The 24615-nt window shown below is 43.6% G+C and carries 24 protein-coding genes; 21 read left to right on the top strand and 3 right to left on the bottom strand.

What is annotated here, in order from left to right; genetic code table 11:
* Positions 1-57 precede the first annotated feature (57 nt).
* Entirely contained in the window at positions 58-1716 is a 1659-nt protein-coding gene (locus tag FS458_RS01310; protein WP_144696945.1) for a glycerol-3-phosphate dehydrogenase/oxidase, read from the top strand.
* 290 nt (positions 1717-2006) lie between these two features.
* On the opposite strand, the gene FS458_RS01315 is transcribed toward FS458_RS01310, so the two are convergent.
* Together FS458_RS01315 and FS458_RS01320 are read right to left on the bottom strand one after the other, a co-directional pair.
* Positions 2007-2396: a DUF1722 domain-containing protein gene (locus FS458_RS01315; RefSeq protein WP_144696948.1), complete on the bottom strand. Its 390-nt coding sequence runs from the start codon at positions 2394-2396 to the stop codon at positions 2007-2009.
* A 32-nt stretch (positions 2397-2428) separates the two neighbouring features.
* A complete protein-coding gene (locus FS458_RS01320) occupies positions 2429-2626 on the bottom strand; it encodes a hypothetical protein (RefSeq protein ID WP_066398908.1) in 198 nt (65 codons plus the stop codon).
* A gap of 219 nt (positions 2627-2845) precedes the next feature.
* On the opposite strand from FS458_RS01320, the gene FS458_RS01325 reads away from it, so the two are divergent.
* From FS458_RS01325 to FS458_RS01400, 16 genes are all read left to right on the top strand, one after another.
* Positions 2846-3220 carry an NADH-quinone oxidoreductase subunit A gene (locus FS458_RS01325; RefSeq protein ID WP_066398906.1) on the top strand — a complete coding sequence of 125 codons (375 nt, stop codon included), beginning with the start codon at positions 2846-2848 and terminating at the stop codon, positions 3218-3220.
* On the top strand, positions 3211-3726 hold the full coding sequence (locus FS458_RS01330) for a NuoB/complex I 20 kDa subunit family protein (protein WP_137791106.1): 516 nt from the start codon (positions 3211-3213) through the stop codon (positions 3724-3726). Before FS458_RS01325 ends, FS458_RS01330 begins: the two co-directional genes overlap by 10 nt.
* Positions 3723-5147: an NADH-quinone oxidoreductase subunit C gene (locus tag FS458_RS01335; protein WP_144696951.1), complete on the top strand. Its 1425-nt coding sequence runs from the start codon at positions 3723-3725 to the stop codon at positions 5145-5147. Before FS458_RS01330 ends, FS458_RS01335 begins: the two co-directional genes overlap by 4 nt.
* Positions 5148-5152: 5 nt before the next feature.
* Entirely contained in the window at positions 5153-6253 is a 1101-nt protein-coding gene (locus FS458_RS01340) for an NADH-quinone oxidoreductase subunit D (protein ID WP_144696954.1), read from the top strand.
* Positions 6250-7251: an NADH-quinone oxidoreductase subunit NuoH gene (gene nuoH, locus FS458_RS01345; RefSeq protein ID WP_066398898.1), complete on the top strand. Its 1002-nt coding sequence runs from the start codon at positions 6250-6252 to the stop codon at positions 7249-7251. Before FS458_RS01340 ends, nuoH begins: the two co-directional genes overlap by 4 nt.
* A 515-nt stretch (positions 7252-7766) precedes the next feature.
* The gene (gene nuoI / locus FS458_RS01350; protein WP_066244809.1) at positions 7767-8186 is read left to right on the top strand and encodes an NADH-quinone oxidoreductase subunit NuoI; all 420 of its coding nucleotides are present in this window, start codon (positions 7767-7769) and stop codon (positions 8184-8186) included.
* Positions 8183-8695, top strand: a complete 513-nt coding sequence (locus FS458_RS01355) for an NADH-quinone oxidoreductase subunit J (protein WP_066398893.1) — start codon at positions 8183-8185, stop codon at positions 8693-8695. Before nuoI ends, FS458_RS01355 begins: the two co-directional genes overlap by 4 nt.
* A complete protein-coding gene (nuoK, locus tag FS458_RS01360; protein ID WP_144696957.1) occupies positions 8692-9006 on the top strand; it encodes an NADH-quinone oxidoreductase subunit NuoK in 315 nt (104 codons plus the stop codon). Before FS458_RS01355 ends, nuoK begins: the two co-directional genes overlap by 4 nt.
* Before the next feature lie 18 nt (positions 9007-9024).
* Entirely contained in the window at positions 9025-10893 is a 1869-nt protein-coding gene (gene nuoL / locus FS458_RS01365) for an NADH-quinone oxidoreductase subunit L (RefSeq protein ID WP_144696960.1), read from the top strand.
* Positions 10890-12407 (top strand): complex I subunit 4 family protein, encoded by a 1518-nt coding sequence (locus FS458_RS01370; RefSeq protein ID WP_144696963.1) that lies wholly within the window; start codon positions 10890-10892, stop codon positions 12405-12407. Before nuoL ends, FS458_RS01370 begins: the two co-directional genes overlap by 4 nt.
* Positions 12408-12410: 3 nt before the next feature.
* Complete coding sequence (gene nuoN / locus FS458_RS01375) at positions 12411-13943, top strand: NADH-quinone oxidoreductase subunit NuoN (protein ID WP_144696966.1); 1533 nt, start codon at positions 12411-12413, stop codon at positions 13941-13943.
* Positions 13944-14708: 765 nt separating this feature from the next.
* The gene (locus FS458_RS01380; RefSeq protein WP_144696969.1) at positions 14709-14942 is read left to right on the top strand and encodes a DUF1146 family protein; all 234 of its coding nucleotides are present in this window, start codon (positions 14709-14711) and stop codon (positions 14940-14942) included.
* 109 nt (positions 14943-15051) lie between these two features.
* Complete coding sequence (locus FS458_RS01385) at positions 15052-15798, top strand: YwmB family TATA-box binding protein (RefSeq protein WP_186320409.1); 747 nt, start codon at positions 15052-15054, stop codon at positions 15796-15798.
* 30 nt (positions 15799-15828) lie between these two features.
* Positions 15829-17139, top strand: coding sequence for a UDP-N-acetylglucosamine 1-carboxyvinyltransferase (murA, locus tag FS458_RS01390; protein WP_144696975.1), 1311 nt, complete (start codon positions 15829-15831; stop codon positions 17137-17139).
* Positions 17140-17445: 306 nt separating this feature from the next.
* On the top strand, positions 17446-17592 hold the full coding sequence (locus tag FS458_RS01395; protein WP_137791095.1) for a lmo0937 family membrane protein: 147 nt from the start codon (positions 17446-17448) through the stop codon (positions 17590-17592).
* Between the two features lie 224 nt (positions 17593-17816).
* On the top strand, positions 17817-19484 hold the full coding sequence (locus FS458_RS01400) for a M4 family metallopeptidase (RefSeq protein WP_144696978.1): 1668 nt from the start codon (positions 17817-17819) through the stop codon (positions 19482-19484).
* A gap of 57 nt (positions 19485-19541) precedes the next feature.
* Here FS458_RS01400 and FS458_RS01405 read toward each other — a convergent pair whose 3' ends face one another.
* Complete coding sequence (locus tag FS458_RS01405; RefSeq protein ID WP_144696981.1) at positions 19542-20156, bottom strand: DUF3298 and DUF4163 domain-containing protein; 615 nt, start codon at positions 20154-20156, stop codon at positions 19542-19544.
* Positions 20157-20350: 194 nt separating this feature from the next.
* Here FS458_RS01405 and spoIID point away from each other — a divergent pair, with 194 nt between their 5' ends.
* The 4 genes from spoIID to FS458_RS01425 all read left to right on the top strand — a co-directional run bounded on the left by spoIID (position 20351) and on the right by FS458_RS01425 (position 24542).
* Positions 20351-21391 carry a stage II sporulation protein D gene (gene spoIID, locus FS458_RS01410; protein WP_260858236.1) on the top strand — a complete coding sequence of 347 codons (1041 nt, stop codon included), beginning with the start codon at positions 20351-20353 and terminating at the stop codon, positions 21389-21391.
* 185 nt (positions 21392-21576) lie between these two features.
* The gene (locus tag FS458_RS01415) at positions 21577-22551 is read left to right on the top strand and encodes a M23 family metallopeptidase (RefSeq protein ID WP_144696986.1); all 975 of its coding nucleotides are present in this window, start codon (positions 21577-21579) and stop codon (positions 22549-22551) included.
* Positions 22552-23084: 533 nt separating this feature from the next.
* Positions 23085-23351, top strand: coding sequence for a sporulation transcriptional regulator SpoIIID (spoIIID, locus tag FS458_RS01420; protein ID WP_007203593.1), 267 nt, complete (start codon positions 23085-23087; stop codon positions 23349-23351).
* A 195-nt stretch (positions 23352-23546) separates the two neighbouring features.
* Positions 23547-24542, top strand: a complete 996-nt coding sequence (locus tag FS458_RS01425; RefSeq protein ID WP_066398851.1) for a rod shape-determining protein — start codon at positions 23547-23549, stop codon at positions 24540-24542.
* Positions 24543-24615 lie beyond the last annotated feature (73 nt).

Raw genomic sequence — 24615 nt, forward strand, 5'->3', positions numbered from 1 at the left:
GAAAACTACCCGTATTATATATGTCCAACGGTTCTGTACAGAAGGAGTGAAGAGAAAATGACAGCATCATTTTCAACATATAAAAGAGAAGAAATTATTACAGGTATGAAACAAGAGAAGCTTGATCTCCTTGTAATCGGAGGAGGCGTAACTGGAGCAGGGATTTTATTAGATGCCCAAACGCGTGGTATGAAGGTCGGTCTTGTAGAGATGCAGGACTTTGCTGCTGGAACATCCAGCCGTTCTACAAAGCTTGTTCATGGTGGACTTCGTTATTTAAAACAATTCGAAGTGAAACTCGTTGCTGAGGTTGGTAAAGAACGTGCGATTGTGTACGAGAACGCTCCACACGTAACAACACCAGAGTGGATGCTTCTTCCGTTTTATAAAGGCGGTACGTTCGGGAAGTTCTCCACATCCATCGGTCTAAAAGTGTACGATTTCTTAGCAGGCGTAAAACGTAAAGAACGCAGAAAAATGTTTTCAGCTGAAGAAACATTACGCCGTGAACCACTGTTGAAAAAGGATAACTTGCTTGGCGGTGGATATTACGTAGAATACAAAACAGATGACGCTCGTCTGACGCTTGAAATCATGAAAGAAGCTGTATCACGCGGAGCATCAGCTGTTAATTACGCGAAAGTTACAAGCTTTATCTATAACGGAAAAAGAGCGGTCGGTGTAAAAGTAGAAGACCAGCTTACTGGTGAAGTGCATGAGATCTACGCGAAAAAGATCGTGAACGCAACAGGTCCATGGGTAGATGAACTTCGAGAAGAAGATCGTTCAAAAACAGGAAAAGAGATTCACCATACAAAAGGAATTCACCTTGTTATTGATGGCTCTAAGTTCCCATTAAAACAAGCGGTTTACTATGACACAGAAGATGGCCGTATGGTGTTCGCGATTCCTCGTGCAGGTAAAACGTATGTAGGTACAACAGATACCGATTACAAGGGAGACCTTGCAAACCCAGGCATGACAGAAGAAGATCTTCAATATGTTCTAAATACGATCCACTTCATGTTCCCAGATGTGAAGATCACGCGCGACGATGTTGAATCTTCATGGTCAGGACTTCGTCCGTTAATTCACGAACCGAAGAAAGGACCTTCAGAAATTTCTCGTAAAGATGAAGTGTTCCATTCTCCATCAGGATTACTAACAATCGCTGGTGGTAAGCTGACAGGTTACCGTAAAATGGCTGAAAAAGTCGTGGATATCGTTCGTGATCAGCTCGGTGAAGAAGAAGGAGCAAAATTCCCTGGTTGCCGTACGCAACATATGGAATTATCAGGCGGTAAGATGGGCGGAAGCCAAAACTTCGCAGACTTCCTTCGTACAAAAGTACAGGAAGGCTTAGCATTAGGCTTAGATGAAGCAAAAGCTCGCGAGCTCGTTCAGCGTTACGGGACGAACATCGACATCGTATATGGTTATATGAAAGAACGCGGTGAAGAAGCGAAGAGCTACAACTTGCCAGAAAGCTTGTATGCATCATTACTCTACGCATTAGAGTATGAGATGACATCCACACCATCTGACTTCTTGATCCGCCGTACGTCTGCTCTATATTTTGACATTGATACGGTATATGAGTGGAAAGAAAGTGTGATCAACTGCATGGCCGACAAATTGGGCTGGGATGCAGAGCAAAAACGCGAACATGCAGAAGATTTCGAAGAGCAATTACGATTGTCTGTTGAGGCGATCTAATAGAAGTTTATAGGTACGGCAGAGAGGCATCCCGCTTTTAGTTAGAGCGGGGTGTCTTTTTTGATGTGGAGGGGTAAATGAGGGGGTAAACATGTCTGCTGGATGTCGAGGTTTGTCGACTCGTGGATAAATAGCCAAAACTTTTGGATTCATGCTTAAAGGCTTGAACTTCTTGATTGATTCTCAAAAATACCCATCAGGGTATGCACAAAGAACAGTTTCGTCCACCGAAACTGCACCTATTTTAGGCCAAAACAAAAGGATGATCCCACAACACGACGGGAGCATCCTCAATTCTTAATAAATGTTGAACGTGATAAGTATTCTGAAGGGTATTTTTGAAGCAAATATTGCATAAAAAGACTAATTTCATACGGTATTTCATCATAATACTCTTCATCTGACGCTCTCAACGTCTTCAGTAGCGAAAAGAAGTGCTCTTTGTCCACTTCTTCTGCTGATTTTTTAAAATAACCCCAAACATGTTCTAAAGTGTTGCATAAAGCACGACGCTCAAAAGGTTTTTCCTTCAACTCAGCAATCAACAACCTCACTTTTTCATAGTCAGATTCAGATTGAGCATCTCTCATGAGTCCTTGAACCTCTTTGTAAAGGTTATATCCCTTAGCCATCACGGTGTATTTTTCACTTGCCCACAATTGTTCGGTCTCTTTTTTCAAAGTAGATCACATCCTTTAATAACAGCATTCTATTAAAGATAGATGTAGAGAGCAAGTGCTATGATCGAAACGAGGATCACCACTGCATAGATGAGTGTAAGGCGCACGAGGTTCTGACGAGTTGAACTTCCATATTTTTCATCCTGTGTTTTAGAAATCATGATCGTACCAACTAATCCAGCGATCGAGATTACGACGATCAAGAAGTAAGCAATCCACCATATATCCATTACGAATCTCCCCTTTATACCTATCATACTGCTAACAGTCTATCGGCACCTCCAAAAAATTTACAGGATTATGAACATTTCTATAGAAAAATAAGGGGTAGACCTTAATATAGTAGAAGTACCATATGTGAAGAAGCACATCGACACAAAATATGGAATTTGCTATAATTAAAGCGGTTACAGAATTTATAAAATTCTGAAGATTAGGAGGTAGTCAGAATGGATTTTTATCATCTGTATCAAAACAATTACCTCATTGTGGCTGTATTTTTATTTTTAGGGGTCCTTTTGCCGGTAGTCGCACTGACTGCAGGCCGTTTGTTACGCCCTTATAAACCATCAGCAGAAAAATACACCACCTACGAAAGCGGAATTGAGCCTTTTCATCAAAGTTGGGTTCAGTACAATGTCCGTTATTATTTGTTTGCGCTCATGTTTGTTATTTTTGATGTTGAAACCGTATTTTTATACCCCTGGGCCGTGGCCTATGAAGAGCTAGGCGTGTTTGCTCTGATCGAGATGGGGATTTTTGTTGTTCTTTTAACGTTAGGTCTTGTATACGCTTGGAAAAAGAAGGTGCTTAAATGGACATAAAGTGGGAACTTACGGCTGAGGAACGCGCCGAACTAGACCGCAACGTATTCATGGTAACACTTGAACAAGTGAAAGCCTGGGCCAGAAGTAATTCACTATGGCCACTAACCTTTGGGCTCGCCTGCTGTGCGATTGAAATGATGGGTACTGGATCGTCCCATTACGACCTCGACCGTTTCGGAAGTATATTCCGTACATCACCTCGTCAATCTGACGTAATGATCGTTTCAGGAACTGTAACGAAAAAAATGGCGCCCGTTTTAAAACGACTATACGAACAGATGCCAGAGCCGAAGTGGGTTATCGCGATGGGATCATGCGCTACAGCCGGAGGTCCTTACATCAAATCGTATGCCGTCGTAAAAGGCGTCGATCAAATCGTACCCGTGGATGTATACATACCAGGATGTCCACCTAACCCTGCTGCACTCATTTATGGCATCAACAAGCTTCAAGAAAAAATCCGTTATGAAGCGAAGACAGGCAAGAAGGTGATGAGCGAATGACAGATAAGCAAAATGATTCCAATGAAGGATTATCGATAGAAGAACAAAAAAAGAAAGCGGCTGCAGAAGCAAAGGCGAAAGCCCTCGAGCTTGCAAAACAGCGACAGGCTGAAAAAGCGAAAGCGGCAGAACAGTCAGAGCTGACTGCGACCGATCCAGAGCTAACAAAAGAAGAACTGAAGAAGAAAGCCGCCGCAGAGGCGAAAGCAAAAGCGCTCGAACTCGCAAAACAGCGTCAGGCTGAAAAAGCGAAAGCAGCAGATGTGTCGGAACCGACGGCAGCCGAACCAGAGCTAACAAAAGAAGAGCTGAAAAAGAAAGCAGCTGCAGAAGCAAAGGCGAAAGCTCTTGAACTCGCAAGACAGCGCCAGGCCGAAAAAGCGAAAGCGGTAGAAGGAACCGATTCGACAGCAGGCGAACCAGAGCTAACAAAAGAAGAGCAGAAGAAAAAAGCCGCCGCAGAGGCTAAAGCAAAAGCCCTCGAGCTCGCAAAACAACGCCAGGCTGAAAAAGCAGAAACCGCGGAAGCTCCACAAAGTGATGAGTCAGCAGATGATCTTGCGAAACAAAAAGCGCTAGCAGCAGCGAAAGCAAAAGCTGCCGCAGCAGCTAAGACAAAGGCAGCAGCAGCTGCTAAAGCAAAACTAGCCAGAGAGGGTGGAGGCGACACGACATCCACCGAACCTGCTTCAGATGACGAAAAAGCGAAAGCCGCCGCAAAAGCAAAGGCCATCGCTGCAGCAAAGGCAAAAGCCGCCGCCGCTGCTAAAGCGAAAGCTTCACGTGAAGCAGGATCAGATGCAACAACTGAGCCAGCAGGTGACGACGAAAAAGCGAAAGCGATCGCCGCTGCAAAGGCGAAAGCAGCTGCAGCCGCAAAAGCACGCGCTGCCGCAAACGCCAAAGGTGCAGCAACAGAACCTCTGGCTGAAGAAAAACCATCACCAAACCAACCTATCCTCGATACCTACATAAAAGTCATCAAAGAACATCTAGGAGAAGATGTACTCGAAGATTCCTATATTAACAGACTGTCAAAAGACGTCCCTACCTTAGTTGCAAAACCTGATTCCTATTACAAAATCGCGGAGTTTTTAAAATATAACGACCAGCTTCGTTTTGATTATTTATCTGAAATGCACGGCACCGATTTTGAAACGCATTTTGAAGTCTATAACCACCTGTATTCGTACAATCATCGCCAGTCCGTTGCATTAAAAGTAAAGATAGACAGAACGAGCGCTACTACCCATTCCATTACCCCGTTATGGGAGGGAGCAAACTGGCCAGAGCGTGAAACGTATGATCTTTTAGGCATCCATTTTGAAGGTCATCCGAACTTAACGCGCATCATGCTGCCGGACGATTGGGTAGGACATCCGCTCAGAAAAGATTACGAACCACATGACGTGGAGGTGTAGAGACATTGATCAGAACAGAAGAGATGCTCCTCAACGTTGGGCCTCAGCATCCTAGCACACACGGCGTTTTTCGAATCGTACTAAAAATTGACGGAGAGACGATCATCGAAGCCACGCCAGTGATCGGCTATCTTCACCGAGGCACCGAGAAGCTAGCAGAAAACCTTCAGTACACGCAGATTATTCCATACACAGACCGCATGGATTATTTAGCGGCCATGACGAACAACTATGTAATCTGCCATGCGGTGGAAACGATGATGAGTCTAGAGATACCAGAACGAGCGGATTATTTGCGCGTGATCGTGATGGAACTAGGCCGCATCGCAAGCCATCTCGTCTGGTTCGGTACATATTTATTAGATATCGGGGCGATGAGTCCATTCCTATACGCTTTTCGCGAAAGAGAAGCCATCATCAATATGTTGAATGAAATATGTGGAGCTCGCCTGACGTTCAACTATATGCGTGTTGGCGGTGTGAAGTGGGACGCACCAGAAGGCTGGATCGAGAAAGTCCGTGACTTTGTTCCGTACATGAGAGAAGAGCTTGCTGGCTATCACGACCTTGTGACAGGCAACGAGATCTTCTTGAACCGTGTAAAAGGAATTGGATTTTACACGAAAGAAGAAGCGTTGAACTTTTCATTAAGCGGTGCAAATTTAAGATGCACAGGTACGAACTGGGATCTTAGAAAAGATGAGCCTTATTCGATCTATGACCGATTTAATTTTGATGTACCGGTCTTTCATACGGGCGATGCATGGGCGCGTTATCAGTGCCGCATGCAAGAGATCGAAGAATCACTCAAGATTGTAGAACAAGCGGTGGAACAGTTTCCAGAAGAAGGACCTGTTATGGCAAAAGTACCAAGAATCATTAAGCCGCCAAAAGGCGAAGCTTTCGTTCGCATCGAGTCGCCTCGCGGAGAAATCGGCTGCTACATCGCATCAGAAGGAAAAAAAGAACCATACCGCTTGAAGTTTCGCAGACCATCTTTTTACAACCTTCAGATTCTGCCAAAACTTTTAGTCGGTGAAAACATCTCCAACTTGATTACTATCTTAGGCGGGATTGATATCGTTCTCGGGGAGGTTGATGGCTGATGGAGGATCTTTTATACGCACAACCTGGCTGGACACATGTTGCCATCTTCTTTGCGCTCGGTGCGGCACTACTCGTAACGGTTCTCGGGTTCGTAACCTACGCGATTCTAGCGGAACGAAAAGTGCTCGGGTTCATGCAGATGCGGACAGGGCCAAACCGGGTTGGGGGAAGATTCGGCCTTCTACAAACCGTTGCTGATGTTTTTAAACTATTAATAAAAGAAGACACCATACCGAAATTAGCTGATCGTCCATTGTTCATATTGGCACCGGTCATCGCATTTGCACCAGCGTTCATGGTACTCGCGACGATTCCGTTCTCAGAAAACATGCAGTTCGCAGACCTTGGCGTCGGCCTTCTGTATTACGTAGCCGTTTCAGGCATCTCAACGATCGGCATCTTAATGGGTGGCTGGGCATCAAACAATAAGTACTCGTTACTCGGCGGCATGCGTGCTGCAGCACAGATGATTTCGTACGAAATTCCGCTCGTTATCTCGGTTATTGGAGTGATCCTGTTCGCCGGAAGCCTGAATTTAAACGATATCGTAAGAGGCCAAGAAAACATTGCCTACATCTTTTTAACACCGATCGGATTTTTCGTATTCTTAATCTCCTCAATCGCTGAGTTGAACCGTACACCGTTCGACTTGCCAGAAGCAGAGTCAGAGCTTGTGGCCGGTTATCACGTCGAATACTCAGGATTTCGCTGGGCGTTCTTCATGCTCACAGAATATGTGTATCTATTTGCGATGGCATCCTTAACAACCGTTCTTTTCTTAGGAGGCTGGAACCCGATTCCGTTCTTAGATTTTATCCCAGGGATGTTGTGGTTCGGCGTCAAATTCAGCATCGTCGTGTTTTTCATGATCTGGATCCGCGGAACACTTCCACGCCTCCGCGCCGATCAACTGATGGGCTTCGCATGGAAGGTCCTACTACCACTAGCACTGCTCAATATTTTCGTCAGTGCAGCAGTTAAGGAATTGTTTTTATAAGAGAGGTATTGTAGATGCTCTGGTGTTCTCGAGGGATGTTGATTTCCGTTACAGATGCTCGCTTTCCGCGGGGCAGGCGGTGAGCCACATTCGTACGTTTCACGTATAAGTGTCTCACCTGACCGCTAGTCCCGCAGGAGTCTCGCATCCTCCACTACAATCAACTGTTCAAAGAAGACAAAAATATATTGAAAATCAACAATCCTTAAAAAAAGCCTTATAGAACGATCTTGGGCATTGCAATATTTTTAAAATGTTTGAGGCAAATTTCCTTACAATCAAGGTTTTGTCTATAACTTCATTGACTAGTTGATTGGAGCGTAAGGTGCGAGACTCCTGGGGAATCAGCGGGACAGGTGAGACTCTTAATAGTGCAAGGCACTAAGAGGCTCACCGCACGCCCCCCGGAAAGCGAGCAACCTGGAGCGGAAATCAAACTTTCATAAACGACAAAGCAATGCTAAAACAATGCTCTATCAATCGAAAGACCAACGCATAAGGAGCGTGATCTCAGGATGAAAGGTCTTGTAAAAGGTTTAAGCTATACCGTCAAAAACCTAACAAAACAAAACGTCACCACAAGCTATCCAGACGTGCCGATCCAGATGCCTGACCGTTTCCGCGGCATCCAAAAGTTTTATCCCGAAAAATGCATCGTCTGTAATCAATGCGCGCAGATCTGCCCAACCGACTGCATCCAGTTAACGGGTAAGCCCCATCCAGATCCTGCGAAAAAAGGGAAGATCATCGACACGTACGACATCAATTTTGAAATCTGCATACTATGCGACCTGTGTACAGAAGTCTGTCCGACTGAAGCGATCGTCATGACGAATCAGTTTGAGCTTGCTGAATACAGCCGTGATGAACTTTTCAAAAACCTCGAGTGGCTCGATGAGAACGATGAGAATGTTAGAAAGGAGAACAAAGCATGACCGGTGAAATGATCGCGTTTTTCTTTCTCGCCTTAACAGCAATTGCCGGCGGCGTTCTTCTTATCAACCTATCAAATGTCGTTCATATGGTTGTTGCTCTTATTTTTACGTTCATTGCCATTGCAGGAATCTACATCACACTATCAGCAGAGTTCGTTGCCGTCGTCCAGGTGCTGATCTACTCAGGAGCTATCACGATCATCATGTTGTTTGGAATCATGCTTACGCGTCATCAGGAAAAAGAAAAACGTGCACCACGGTTAAAAGTCATCTTAACCGGGCTTGCGATCGGACTTTTCTTTCTGATCATGTACGGCAAGATCAAAGACCTTGATTTTGGTCAGCAGAACGCAGAGCTTCACATAGATAATACGAAAAAGATCGGAATTGAGCTGTATTCGCATTATGTGATTCCGTTCGAGTTAACTTCTGTCTTGCTGCTTGTTGCTTTAATTGGTTCTATCATTTTGGCAAAGCGGGATGACGATGAAAAGGAGGCAAAAAAATGAGCTCTGTCCCTTTAGCAGCTTACTTGATGCTTGCCTTGATCCTGTTCTGCATCGGTTTGTTTGGTGCTTTAACAAAACGTAATGCGGTCATCGTGCTCATTTCGATCGAATTGATGTTGAATGCTGTAAATATTAATCTCGTGGCATTTGCCAAATATTCTATAAATCCTGGTTTAACAGGTCAGATCTTTTCGCTGTTTACGATCACGGTTGCTGCGGCAGAAGCGGCAGTCGGACTTGCGATTCTCATCGCGCTGTACCGCAACAGACAGACGGTAAACGTGGATGAGATGGATACGATGAAGCGATAAGGAAGGAGATGGACGATTATGTTGCAGAATAGTTGGCTTATACCGTTGTTCCCGCTTTTATCCTTCGTTTTATTGCTGATTTTTAGAAAATCAAAAAGTGAGGGCACTGCATGGATCGGTGTGCTTCTAACCGGGTTATCGCTCATTCTATCCATCGGGGTTTGGATCTCGGTGTGGCAAGGTGACGGAATTAAGGTTGAAGGCACTTGGTTCGAGATCGGTGAGCGTGCCATCACGATGGGATATGAAGTCAATCCGCTGAACGCTCTTATGCTTGTAATCGTTTCACTCGTCAGTTTTCTTGTACATCTTTACTCAAAAGGATACATGCATGGCGATGATCGGTTTCCTGTGTTTTTTGCGTATTTAGGATTATTTTCGTTTGCGATGCTCGGACTCGTTCTATCTCCGAATCTATTGCAACTCTATATGTTTTGGGAGCTTGTTGGACTTGGTTCGTTCTTGCTGATCGGATTCTACTATTTTAAACCAGAAGCAAAAGCCGCAGCGAAAAAGGCTTTTGTGATGACCCGAATTGGGGACGTTGGTCTTTTTATCGGAATGATTTTGTTATTTTGGCAGGTTGGTAGTTTTGAATATGACGAAATTTTTGCTTCCGTTCGAAATGGTGATATATCATCGGGCATGCTCACTCTTACAGCACTATGTATCTTTGTAGGAGCGATCGGAAAATCAGGTCAGCTACCTCTTCATACATGGCTTCCGGATGCGATGGAAGGTCCAACACCCGTATCAGCGCTAATCCATGCGGCAACGATGGTCGCGGCTGGGGTGTACTTGGTCGCTGCGATGTATCCGCTCTTCCAAGCTTCAGAAACGGCACTAACGGTCGTTGCTGTAGTAGGGGGAGTCACAGCAATCTTTGCGGCTTCAATCGGACTTATGCAAAAAGACATCAAACGCGTCTTGGCATACTCTACGGTCAGTCAGCTAGGATACATGATGCTCGCACTTGGTGCATCCGGTTATGTGGCAGGGATCTTTCACCTAACAACGCATGCATTCTTTAAAGCATTATTGTTCTTAGCTGCAGGAAGCGTGATTCATGCTGTACATACACAAAACATTGATGAGATGGGCGGACTTTGGAAAAAGCTTCGGCTGACAGGGCCTCTCTTTTTAATCGGCGCTCTAGCCATCTCGGGAGTTCCGCTTCTATCCGGTTTCTTTTCAAAAGACGAAATTTTAGCCAGTACGTATGCAGATGGCCGTTACGGATTGTTCTGGCTGGCAGTCGTTGCAGCCTTTATGACGGCGTTCTATATGTTCCGTCTATTTTTCCTTGTGTTTACCGGGAAACCGCGTGGAGATCAGAGAGGTGTACATGAGTCACCAAGTGTTATGACGCTTCCGATGATTGTTTTAGGTGTTCTAGCAATCGTGGCAGGTTACCTGAACACAACGTGGTTCGGTACGTTTCTATCAGATTACTTAGCAGGTGGCCCGGTTGAACTAGCACATGGAGATCATCACGGTCCAGGCTGGATTCCGATTGTTGCAACAGCCGCGTCTCTTTTAGGAATTGGTTTAGCTTATCTGATTTACCAAAAAGGTACACTTTCCGGTGATTGGGTCACCCGGTCGTTACCAGGGCTCAGCAACGTGATCTACAACAAATGGTACGTTGATGAAGGATATGACGCGACTTTCGTTAAAGGAACGAAGGGGTTGAGCAAACTTGGCGTCCTGTTTGATAAATATATCGTGGACGGACTCGTGGCAGCAGTTGTGAGTGGCGTTCAAGGGTTAAGTAAGGTAGGCTCGCGTCTTCAAAACGGGCAGGTTCAAACATATGGGACGTTCGCCATTTTTGGCATCGTGATTCTATTGCTGATCGTCGCATTAACAGGGGGGTACTTCACATGAACACATGGCTTCTATCGATATTAATCCTTTCCCCATTGTTAGGCGTTTTGGTTCTCCTATTTACTCCATCTCAAGATGAGAAGTCGATCAAATGGATCGGAATATTAGGTACATTATTTCCGCTAGGTACCGCACTCGTTACGTTGTCTGCTTTCAATAAATCGGGCGAAGGTCTTCAGCTTGCCGAAAAGTTTCAGTGGGTTTCGTATGAAGTCTTTCAGTCGAATGGTGATGTGAGCTATCCAATCTTCTATGAAGTCGGTGTTAACGGTTTATCGATGGTGCTCATTTTATTGACAACGGTAGTGAGTGTCCTTGCTGCCATTGCATCCTACTCGATCAAAAAAGATTGGAAAAGTTACTTCATATTGTTCTTTTTGCTTGAGATGGGCATGATTGGCGTATTCGCCTCACAAAACCTATTTTTGTTCTTTATTTTCTTTGAGATCACGCTCATTCCGATGTTCTTCCTCATCGGACGCTGGGGTTACCTTGAAAAAGAAAAAGCAGCGTACAGTTTTCTGATCTATAACGGCGTGGGTTCAGCCATTCTTCTGATCGCGTTCGTCGCGATGTTCATGAAGACGGGAACGATGAATTTTGAGCAGTTAGCTTATACATTCTCGCTTCCGCAATCTGAACTGAGTGATATGAACATCACGAAGGATTTTAAGATGGGAATGCTGATCGCGCTTCTTCTCGCGTTTGCCGTGAAGCTGCCGGTCGCACCGCTTCACTCTTGGATGGTGAAGGTTCACGTTCAGGCACCACCACCGATCGTTATGCTTCACTCGGGGATTCTTTTGAAAATTGGGGCGTACGGCTTAATCGTTTTTGGGGCAGGGCTGTTTCCAGATCAGTTTGAGTCACTCGCTTTTATCATCGGATTGTTCGGTTTGATCAACCTGCTTTACGGAGCGTTCTTAGCACTCACACAGCGTGATATGAAACGCGTCTTAGCGTATTCATCTGTTTCGCATATGGGAATCGTTCTGATCGGGCTCGCCGCATTAAACGAAGCGGGTATGACGGGTGCCGTGTTCCAAGTCGTTTCACACGGATTGATCTCGGCGCTATTGTTCTTCTTAGTAGGTGTTCTTTACGAACGAGGAGGTTCATCACAGTTAAAAGATTTTGGTGGAGTCGCGAAAAGGATGCCGATCTTTGCAGGTGTTTTGCTCGCAGGGGGACTCGCATCATTAGGACTACCGGGAATGTCAGGTTTTATAAGCGAGTTCATGGCGTTTTTAGGATTGTTTGAGACGATGCCCGTGTTAGCAGCTATAGGAACATTAGGGCTGATTTTAACAGCGGTCTACGTGTTGCGTGCGGTCTTGGCGATCACGTTTGGTACTGAAAAAGAACTATCGAACGCACATGATCTTTCATCAACAGAACGAATTCCGGCGTTTATCTTGCTTGCAGCGATTTTGTTTATCGGCATCTATCCTGCATGGTTAAGTGATATGCTCCGTCCAACATTAGATAGCATTCTGCTAGGGTTAGGGGGCTAAATCATGGATCTAGATACTTTATTATCGTTTAGATGGAGCGTCATGCTTCCTGAATTTATTATCTTAGGTGTTGCGACCCTTTTATCTGTTATTGACCTTTTTATGAAAAAAGAATCGAGCAGAAAGCCTCTGGCCTGGCTTGCTGGAGCAGGTATTCTAGCTGCCCTCATCGCCATATTTATGCAGCTCGATATTGAAGTAACTTCCATTCTGTATGATACGTACAGACTTGATTCGTTCTCAAAAGCTTTCAAGATTCTGCTTTTGTTAGGAACTTTATTAGTAATCGTTCTTTCTTCCAATTATAAAAAAGAAGATCTGGAAGAAAACCGGGGAGAATTTTATTACTTGCTCCTCGCAGCTCTATTAGGGGCAATGATGATGGCTTCAAGCGCTGACTTGATCACATTGTTTGTGGGCCTTGAACTTCTCTCACTTTCTTCCTATGTAATGGCAGGACTCGAGAGACGCAATAAACGAAGCAACGAATCTGCGTTTAAGTATATCGTGTCTGGCGGGATCGCGACCGCTATCACCCTTTTTGGAATGAGTTATATTTTCGGGCTGACCGGAGAGACGAACCTGTTCAAGATCGCAGAGAACATGGGGAACCTTGAACTGTTAGAGCACAGCTTTCTCATCGTCTTCGCTTTCATCATCACGTTTGCAGGACTAACGTTTAAGATCGCGGCCGCTCCGCTTCACATGTGGGCACCAGATGTATATGAAGGTGCGCCTGTTCCGGTTACAGCATTTTTGAGTGTCGTGTCGAAAACAGCAGGCTTTGTGATCTTGTTGCGAGTGATCATCATCTGTTTCATTGCGGCTCCAGGGATCGATAAGGAACCGATCCTTCTACAAGTTCAGCCGTATGTGATGGTATTAGCGGCTGCAACCATGATCATCGGTAACGTCACAGCGCTTCGACAACGAAATATAAAAAGGATGTTTGCGTATTCGTCTATCGCACAAGCGGGTTACATTTTAGTACCGTTCGTGTCAAATTCGTCATTAATATTCGAACTGATTTGGTTCTATCTGCTGGCGTACTTATTTATGAATATTGGCGCGTTTACCGTCATTCAATTGTTAACGAGTCAAGAAGGTTCAAATGATATCGGCGTTTTCCGCGGGTTATTCCGTCGATCACCGTGGCTCGCTGTTCCGATGACATTCTTTATTCTCTCTCTTGCCGGGATTCCCATCACAGCAGGATTTATCGGTAAGTTTGGAATCTTCATGGGAGCGCTTGGACTTGAACAACCACAATATTGGCTGGCGTCTGTAATGATGGCAACCACGCTCGTGTCGTACGTGTATTACTTTAACATCATTGCGATCATGTTTTTCCGCGACAGTGATGGAACAAAGGTTTCAATCCCAGGTGGAATGGCTGCCGTACTCGCCTTTTGTGCAGCATCAGTTCTTATTCTAGGGGTTATGCCCGATCTCGCACTGGATTTCTTCTACGGAAACTTTGATGTGAATGAATTCTTCATGCAGATTGAAACGGAAGTTCATACACATGATCATTGATTGTTGAGCTTAGATGAAAGTCCATCAACCTTCTCCTTAGTTGGAGGTTGGTGGGCTTTTTTAGTTTTCTTAAAAAGAAGTACTCTTTTAGAAACTATAAGAGCTAGTGGTTAAGTAGGCTGTCCAACTCATATTACTCATAATTTTTTGCAGTATGAATGGCTGTTTATTAACAGGTTGTTTGCTTTTAAATCTTTTTATTTACTACCTTGACTGTTGATTGAAGTGTAAGATGCGAGACTCCTGCGGGACAGGTGGGCAGTCCTCAAAGTAGAGGTGGCTCGTTCAGTCCCGACAAGCAAAAGGTGAATGGGTTTGAAGGCGCACTTTGCCTTCTTAACCATTTAACTTTTGACCTCGAGGGGCTAGCCACTGCAACTAGACAGGTGAGACACTTAAGAGTGAAACGTACGAATGTGGCTCACCGCCTGCCCCGCGGAAAGCGAGTATCTGAAACGGAAATCAACTACATCCAAAAACAACAAAGCTTATGAAAACAGCTTTAAAGTAAATCTCCGCCCTACCCGAAAAAAGTCCTCAAAAAATAAGCCAAAACTACCGTAACTTCTTACGTTTTGTTTCGTCTAATCATAGTGAAACGACTATCTATTGAGATTGACATTTATTAGTCGTTACAACTTTTTGAACTTATTGAAAGAAAAGGCTTTCAAAACACCTTACTAGGGAAAAAGTATCTATCTAAAATGTTGGGAAAGACGTATGCTTAAGATGTCGAAATATGTAATGAGGAGGTCAGACTTTTAAATGATTCCAATCGGACAACAAGCTTTGTTACATATCATCGTACATCTATTGTTTCTCGTGATCTCTTGGTGGGCATTGCAGGCCGTTCATTTTGATAAATGGATCAAAAAAGGTAAGGTCATGCAAGCTAGAGTGTTATACATACTTCTAGTGATCAGCTTAGCAAGCATAGCGAGCGATTTTTTTCTAAAGTATCTACAGTATTCCACGAATCTCAGTCAGCTATTTGGATAACTCCACGACATTTACAGAAGTAGTGGATTTGTCGGAATATGACTACAACTTCCACGGATATCCTCTGTTTCATTGGCAACAATGAGAAATAGAGAGGATGTGCTGGGGAATGAAAAAATGGACGATGACGATTACAGCGATTTTGCTATTGGTTATGATTACTTCTGGATATGCAAAAACAGATGAAAAAACAAATGAAGTTACACATATAATAGACGTTCTAAAGAAGAGCGGAGCAACGCCTGACAAATGGACTATGTATTTTCGTGGTCAAACAGGTTTTGCATCTAAAGGACTAGGGTATGTAAAACAAGCAGAAGAGCTTAAACGTAATTATCCTGAATTTACATGGGCGGTAACTGAAGATGAAGCCGGACATTATAAAATGACCGGACTATTCGAGCGTAATGATATCGGGGTTAGAGAGAAAATGACCGTCATTACATACCCCCAAAAAGATCAATCTGCATCGTATTTTATTTATGCGGTTGAAGGACTTGTAAATGCAAATCAAAATTGGAAAGAAATCCAGAACCTGATCGATAGCCGTGTAAAACAATCAATTGGAGGAAATCCCAAAATTTTCTCTTGTGTTACCGGTACATACGGTGATAAAATGGTGGTTGATTTGTATTCGCAAGCAAATGAATTGGTACGCGCCTTTTCTGGTGATCCTGTCGAGGAACTAAAAGAAGAGACGGTTGTGTCGCTTTCTGCATATACTGAGCAGTGGGAACAAGCGATTTATACCGGTCATCAACATAAAATGAATCTTCAGGTGGCTTTGCGATCTGAAGGATTGGGCAGCGGAACAACTGTCACAATTGGCACACCAATAATTACGTCTGAATATTAATATACAAATTGGACGCGGAGGGGAATATCGTTGGAAAAAATCATTGTCCGTGGTGGTAGGCGGTTAGAAGGCTCTGTTCGAGTTGAAGGAGCTAAGAATGCCGTACTTCCTGTCATCGCAGCATCCATTTTAGCAAGTAAGGGCAAAAGCACGATCAAAGACGTGCCTAGTCTAGCTGATGTGTTTACGATTAACGAAGTATTACGTTATTTAAATATTGATGTAGCATTTGAAAACGGTGAAATTTCTGTTGATGCTACAAACGAATTGAAAACTGAAGCACCATTTGAGTATGTCCGCAAAATGAGAGCATCATTCCTAGTAATGGGACCATTGCTTGCTCGCGTTGGATTGTCTCGTATCGCACTTCCTGGGGGATGCGCGATTGGATCACGTCCGATCGATCAGCATCTAAAAGGATTCGAAGCGATGGGTGCAACAGTAAAGATCGGAAATGGATTTATCGAAGCAAAAATTGATGGCCGCTTGCAAGGTGCAAAAATTTATTTAGACTTCCCAAGTGTAGGAGCAACTGAGAACATTATGATGGCTGCAACACTTGCTGAAGGAACGACTATCATCGAAAACGCTGCAAAAGAACCTGAAATCGTATGTCTAGCTAACTACTTGAACGCGATGGGTGCTACAGTTATCGGTGCAGGAACAGGTACGATTCGCATTGTCGGAGCTGAAGAACTTGTTGGTGCTGAGCATACAGTAGTTCCAGACCGTATCGAAGCGGGTACGTATATGGTAGCAGCAGCTATTACACAAGGTGACGTTTTAGTTGAAAATGCTATCGCAGAACACCTACGTCCTTTAATCGCAAAAATGGAAGAGATGGGTGTACAGATTCAAGAAGAAGGAAACGGACTTCGTGTTCGCGGACCTCGTGAATTAAAACCTGTTGATATTAAAACAATGCCTCACCCAGGATTTCCGACTGACCTTCAGTCGCAAATGATGGCGCTATTGCTTCGTGCAAACGGAACAAGCGTGATCACGGAAACTGTATTCGAAAACCGTTTCATGCACGTGGAAGAATTCCGCCGTATGAATGGTGATATTAAAATTGAAGGCCGTTCTTCTGTAATCAACGGACCTGTAAATCTGCAAGGTGCTGAGGTTGCTTCAACTGACCTTCGCGCAGGTGCTGCTTTGGTACTTGCTGGGCTTGTCGCTGATGGTTACACGCGTGTAACTGAACTTAAGCACATTGACCGCGGATACGTTGATTTCACTGGGAAATTGGCTGCATTAGGTGCTGACATCGAGCGTGTAAACGAAGATGTGAAAGCAACACCTGCCAAAGAGCAATCATTAAAAAGTAATTTAGCATAATATTAAATTTAGAAACCTCTTCTCATTTTGAGAAGGGGTTTTTCTGTTTTTTATGAGTTTTTACGGTACGTGTTTTTATATTTGTTATACGTTCACCGGTAAAGAGGTAATGAGCACCTAAAAAGTGTGTCGTTCCACCTGTACGCATCCTCTTACCACCTTAAAATCATGAATAACCACCTGAAAATGATATTTTTCCACCGACATCCAAGATTTTAGAGGCACCATCCGTTTAATTCAAAGCGTATTCGGGAAATCTAAACCGTATACTTATACTTTTTTATTTATAGAAGGGATGTCGAACTCATGCTTTGGACCATTATCGGAATATTAGTCGTACTGTGGTTATTAGGTGTTATTTTTAAAGTCGCTGGCGGTATCATTCATATTTTACTCGTAATTGCATTGATCGTATTTGTTTTAAATTTTATTAAAGGTCGGAAATCGAAATAGCTGTAAAAGCTGGCTTTCATAGTCAGCTTTTTTTTATGGCAAAAGTTCGTTTATTCACTCGAATCAACACAAAAAAACAGTACCTAATACCCGTTTTTTATTTGAAATTTTTGCTTTTAGTACGATGTAATCAAAATTTTAAGAATAGTTTGAAAATAAAAAGAAAGGTGCTATTATAAATCCACTGGCTTTAAAATTCATGAAGCAAAGGGGATTGGGAAGGGATGAAAAAGCAATTATCTCTATGGGGTTTAGCACTCGGACTTGCAGTAAGTCCGTTAGCAGCAGGACAAGCATCAGCAGAGGCACCAGTTAATGTTTTATCAACTAAAAAGATGAACAGCTTAACGGGTACACCGTCGTTCGTCTCTGGAAAACTGTCTGAGGCGTCTTCAAAATCAGCAAAAGAAGTGGTATTCAACTATCTTCAGAAAGAATCAAAAACATTTAAATTAGGAACTCAAAAAGCGGAGCAGTCGTTTACGGTAAAGTCTGTTACAAAGGATGAGTTAGGCAGACAACTCGTACGCATCCAACAAACTTATAAAGGCGTTCCAATTTGGGGATCGACACAAGTAGCACATGTGAACGAAAAAGGAGAGCTCGTTGTATTTTCAGGAACGGTTACTCCTGATCTTCAAAATAAACCAGGGTTAGGCTTCGCTAAAAAGATTACAGCTGCAAAAGCGGTAACCGTAGCGGTTAAAGACCTCGGTTTCACGCCTGAATATGAAGCAGATCCAACATCTGAACTTGTAGTTTATACAAATGGAGATAAAGCGAATTATGCGTACTTGGTAAATCTAAACTTCTTATCGCCTGAACCTGGTAACTATAATTATTTTGTAGATGCAGTATCAGGTAAGATTTTAAACTCGTATAACGATTTAGACGAAGCTCATGGCGATAAAAAAGCACCGCCAACGGGTGGTGGAACATTAGTAGGAACGAATGCGCTTGGTACAGGAACGGGTGTACTTGGCGATACGAAATCCCTGAACACATTATTATCGAACGGTACGTACTATCTGCAGGATAACACGCGAGGAAACGGCGTATTTACATACGATGCGAAGAACCGTCAGCAGCTTCCTGGCACATTATGGGCGGATGCAGATAACAAGCTGAACGCGACTTATGACAGAGCAGCAGTCGATGCCCACTATTATGCAGGTGCAACGTACGATTATTATAAAGAAGTCTTCAACCGTAACTCGTATGACAATAAAGGAGCAGCATTAAAATCAACGGTTCACTATGGCCGTAATTACAACAACGCGTTTTGGAACGGACAGCAGATGGTCTATGGTGACGGCGACGGTTCAACGTTCGTATCATTGTCTGGCGGATTAGATGTTGTCGCGCATGAGTTAACACATGCTGTAACGGATTTCTCATCTGATCTTATCTATCAAAACGAATCTGGTGCATTGAACGAAGCGATGTCCGATATTTTCGGTACGCTAGTCGAGCACCATGAAAATAACAATCCGGATTATGAGATCGGAGAGGATATCTACACACCAGGAACACCGAATGACGCGCTTCGTTCGATGAGTGATCCGACGAAATATCAAGATCCTGATCATTACTCGGTTCGCTACACAGGAACAGGGGACAACGGCGGCGTGCATATCAACAGTGGTATCATCAACAAAGCGGCATATTTGCTGGCGGTCGGTGGAACACATTATGGTGTAACGGTTCCTGCAATCGGCAACCAAAAAGTAGGAGCGATTTACTACCGAGCGAACACGGTATACTTAACAGCTTCTTCAAACTTCAGCCAAGCAAGAGCGGCTCTTGTTCAATCAGCATCTGACCTTTATGGAGCAACATCTCCAGAGGTAGCAGCGGTTAAAAAATCGTATGATGCTGTTGGTGTGAACTAAATTTTAATGCGAAAACCCTGATCTCTTAGTGTGGAGGTCAGGGTTTTTATTGTTGTTTTACAACCCATTCACCGCCATTTTACCAAGTGGTCCGTTTTCATCCAAGATGTTTTGAAAATCGAAAACAGAGATAGGGAACATGGGAAAGCCATATACATAAGCGGTGATCTCATAAAGTTGAAAATAGATCACGAGCGACTTGTCGGCGATATAAAAATCTTGATCCGGCCGGATGCTTTTAAAAGGTTCGAGTGTATCAATCTGCCTCGATTTAAGCTGTTCTTTTATATGACGGTTGATCACATCTACATAATTGCTTCCGGGTTTAAACAGATCTTTCAACTGATACGTTTTCCCTGTCGATAGATCCCACGTTTCTGATTTGATATACGTCATCCCATGAGCGGCCATAGGTGTATAAGCGAAATTTAAGAAGCCGATGGATACGATGTTCTTTTCGTTCGTTTTTACAGCAAATTCTCCATACATGCCTGGACGTGCCTCGGGATTCTGATAACTCGCGAGCTGCTCGTTGATCTGAACGATTCTTTGGTTAACTTGCTGCTGAATGCGAGGGTTGATTTTGCCTTCGATCTGCGGGTAGTAAATCTTTATGTTACCAGGTGCATACGTAAGCGTACGAACCAAAACAGGAGGCTGAAAACTGTCCATATGATTCACCCTTTCAAGCATTTCATCTCTCTATTTTATGCGGCGGTTGGCTTGTATCAGTCCTTGAAGCAAAACTTGTAAATGAAGTATGTAGCGAGCTCATTTCAATTGTAAAAATGCTAGTTTTGAGTTCTAAATGCCCCTCTTTTTGTATAAGTTGTATGGTAGATAACAATCTAGGAGGGCATTGGAACGTGAATGTAAATATAAAGCCGCTGATTTGGATTCTAGCTATTTTTGTCGCTATCATCATACTTCTCCCGACGATACTCGTACTACCATTTTCCTCAGCACCTCCTGAATGGAAAGAAGAGAAGGCTGCGCGTCCATCTGAGAGAGTGCTAGCTTTAGAAGTCCCGCATTCAGACATCGTCGTGCCTGTTTTCAGAAAATCGATGGATACGGTTCAGAACATCCCGTTAGAAGAGTATGTGGCTGGCGTGGTAGCCTCTGAAATGCCAGCGGACTTCGAGTTAGAGGCGCTAAAAGCACAAGCATTAACTGCACGAACGTTTATTGTAAAAGCTCTACTAAACCGCGGTAAAGATGATAGTCTGCCAGAAGGTGCGGTCGTGTCAGACACGGTGATGCATCAAGTGTACAAAGGAAACGAAGAGCTAGAGACGCTTTGGGGAGATGACTTCAACCAAAAGATAGAGAAGATCATCAAGGCCGTCCGAGAGACAAAAGGACAGATCTTAACGTATGAAGGAGATCCGATTCAAGCGAGTTTCTTTTCCACAAGCAACGGGTTCACCGTCAACTCCGAAGATTATTGGAAGAACGAATATCCATATTTAAGAAGTGTAGAGAGTCCTTGGGATAAAAAAGAGTCTCCTAAATACACAGAGACTATCCAGCTGCCTGTCAGCACGGTAGAACAGAAGCTCGGCGTCTCATTAACGAAGGACGGTCAGATCGGAAAAGTGGTAGCCACAACGAGCGGAAAACGAATCGGCAAGTGGGCCATCGGTAAAAAAGAGTTCACTGGAAAAGAAGTACGAGAGAAGTTGGAGCTACGCTCGACTGATTTCCAGATGAAGAAAAAAGGAAAACAAGTTACCGTAACAACACGAGGATATGGTCATGGAGTGGGACTGAGCCAGTATGGTGCGAACGGAATGGCTAAGGAAGGTAAGACATACAAAGAGATCGTGAATCATTATTATAAAGGCATTGAGATTACGGATTATAAACCAATTGCTGATAAGGGCCTTGCGTACCAGCCTCAGTGAATTGTGTGGAAATTGTAGGGGGTCTGACCCGGGTCAGACCCCCTCTTTATCGTTATAAGGAACCGCTAGATGTCATCAGGCATTCGGCGGTTTTTTCAATTGTCGAAAGAAAACTTCAAAAAAGTTTTGCACTAAAGTATATATTTTCAGAATTCTGTTCAAACTTGTTGCTGAGGTGATGAAAAATGAAAGAAGAAGAAAAACAAAACAAAAAAACAGTACCGATGAAAGGTAAGAGTGCTATGAAAAAACGTTGGGTTTATCCTGCAGTATATTTAAGCTTTGCAGCAGTCATTCTAACTTCTGTTCTATGGTATCAAAACGATGCGAAGAATACGGAGAATAATAATACTCCAGATAGCGCATTAGAGGACAATGGAGCAGCAGTGCCTGTATCCCTTACAAAAGAAGTTTTCCAAATGCCCGTTTCTGACCCTGAAGCCATTGAAGTGGTAAAAGATTACTTTAGCCCAGAAGCTCCAGCTCAAGAACAAGAAGCAGCTCTTGTATTCTATAACAATATCTACTACCAAAACCGCGGTATCGACTTAGCGACTGCTGATAATAAAGCATTCGACGTAACCGCAGCATTAAGTGGTAACGTTGTAAAAGTAGCAAAAGATCCTGCACTAGGGTTCGTAGTAGAAGTAGAGCATGACAAAGGTGTTGTCACACACTACTCATCTCTTGCTTCTGTATCTGTAAAGCAAGGTGACCAAGTGAAGCAAGGCGCAGTTTTAGGACAAGCTGGTGAGAACGCATATGATACAGATGCGAAGATCCACGCACACTTCGAAGTTCGTAAAGACGGAGAAGCAGTCGATCCGGTAATGGCTTGGGATCAATCTGTTGCACAACTTGCAACCGCTGTTGATGACTCTCGTAAAGAGATGAAAAAAGCGGAAGAGAAGAAAGCCGCTGAAGAGCAGAAGAAAGCTGAAGAGAAAAAGCCTGCTGAAGAAAAGAAGCCAGCACCAAAGGCTGAAGACAAAGGTTCTAAAGATACAAAGGACACAAAGGATTCTAAAGATACAAAAGATACGAAAGACACGAAGGATGGCAAAGATGGTAAAGATGCCAACCGTGAGCAAGAATCATCATCTCAATCAGCCGAAGATACGAATGCTCCTGCAGCAGACGACTCTGGCGCTAGCGAATAATTGCAAAAAGGAAACTGTCTCGGGTCAATCCGAGGCAGTTTTTTCATTTTTATCTAAGTTTCAACCGTTTATCGGTGAAACAATCCTCTTTCCAGGTGGTCACGATTGCATCACCGGTGTAACGAAGCGGTTCTTAGGTGGTCACGAGCGTTTTACTGGTGAAAAAAGCAAGTTTACCGGCGAACGCGTAATACATATAAAAACACGTACCGTGAAAATTTTTTTCTTCATCCACACTCACTTAAATAACTTAATTTTCCAGCTGTTTATGCAGGTTTTTTCACAAATATGGACATTTCCCCTTGTCCCAGTTGAGATTTAGGCATATAACGAAAACTTGGTTAATAAGATGTTACAAAACCTACAATAATTCAATTGAGGGTGAGCGGTGAGAAATCGTACTATGGCTGCGGTGGAAAAAGGGGAATGGAAGCAATACTTATAAGCCGAAGATGACAACGAAACTTGTCACGTAGCTTGTTCATACAAGTCTCTATCGCATCTCTCACATCCATTTTAGGGAGGCGAGTGGTGTGCACGATTACATCAAAGAGCGAACCATCAAGATAGGACGGTATATCGTGGAGACAAGAAAAACAGTCCGCATGATCGCAAAAGAATTCGGGGTTTCCAAAAGCACGGTGCATAAAGACCTCACCGAGCGGCTGCCTGAAATTAATCCTGATCTTGCAAACAACGTAAAAGAGATCCTCGAATACCATAAGTCCATCCGCCACTTGAGAGGTGGAGAAGCGACTCGCGTAAAGTACAAAAAAGGCACAGAGGAAGTTGTTCAGTAAGTTTATGAGATGTAAGGATGTTAGATGAAATGATATTACATTATGTGCCGCATCGTTCCAATGCCAAATAATTAATTTTTGACAATATTTCACCTTGTTCGACAGACTTGTGATATAATGATAAATTGGATAGAACTTCGATTTTTTACTAAAAATGTCATTATATCGTATGGAAGTTAACAGGGAGGATATAACATGTTTTCAAGGGACGTTGGAATTGACCTTGGTACCGCTAATGTACTGATTTATGTAAAAGGAAAAGGGATCGTACTCGATGAGCCATCTGTTGTTGCGATCGACACGAATACCGGAAAAGCACTCGCAGTTGGAGAAGAAGCCCGCCGCATGGTAGGCCGTACACCTGGAAACATCGTGGCGATCCGTCCGTTAAAAGACGGCGTTATCGCTGACTTTGAAGTAACTGAGCAGATGCTGAAACATTTTATTAATAAGATTAACGTAAAAGGCATGTTTGCCAAGCCTAGAATCTTGATCTGTACACCAACGAACATTACGTCCGTTGAACAAAAAGCGATCAGAGAAGCTGCGCAAAAGTGCGGAGCAAAACATATTTTTCTTGAAGAAGAGCCAAAAGTGGCTGCAATTGGGGCGGGGATGGATATCTTCCAGCCGAGCGGTAATATGGTTGTGGACATCGGTGGTGGCACAACTGACATTGCGGTCTTGAGCATGGGAGATATCGTTACGTCCTCTTCTATTAAGATGGCTGGGGACAAGTTCGATACTGAAATCCTTCAATATATTAAAAAAGAGTACAAGCTGTTGATCGGTGAACGTACGGCTGAAAACATTAAGTTGAACGTCGCTACCGTTTACGAGCGTGATGAAGAACTCGAGATCCGTGGCCGTGACATGGTATCAGGACTTCCACGTACGATTACAGTAGGTTCAAAAGAAATCCAACGCGCATTGATGGAGCCAGTAATGGTTATCGTTCAAGCGGCAAAGAGCGTGTTAGAAAAAACGCCGCCTGAATTATCCGCTGACATCATCGACCGTGGAATCATGCTAACAGGTGGGGGAGCGCTTCTTCACGGCATCGACCAGCTGTTTGCAGATGAATTGAAAGTACCTGTATTGATCGCAGAAGAGCCGATGAGAGCAGTCGCTCAAGGAACAGGCTTAATGCTTGAACATATGGACAAAATCGCAAAAAGAAAAGTATTTTAATGAAGGAATGCCGCCCGAACCGGGTGGCATTTTATTTTTGTGTGTAAGATGTGAAGGGTAGATGAACAGGAGA

It is taken from the genome of Fictibacillus phosphorivorans, assembly GCF_007673525.1.
Taxonomy (GTDB): Bacteria; Bacillota; Bacilli; order Bacillales; family Fictibacillaceae; genus Fictibacillus; species Fictibacillus phosphorivorans_C.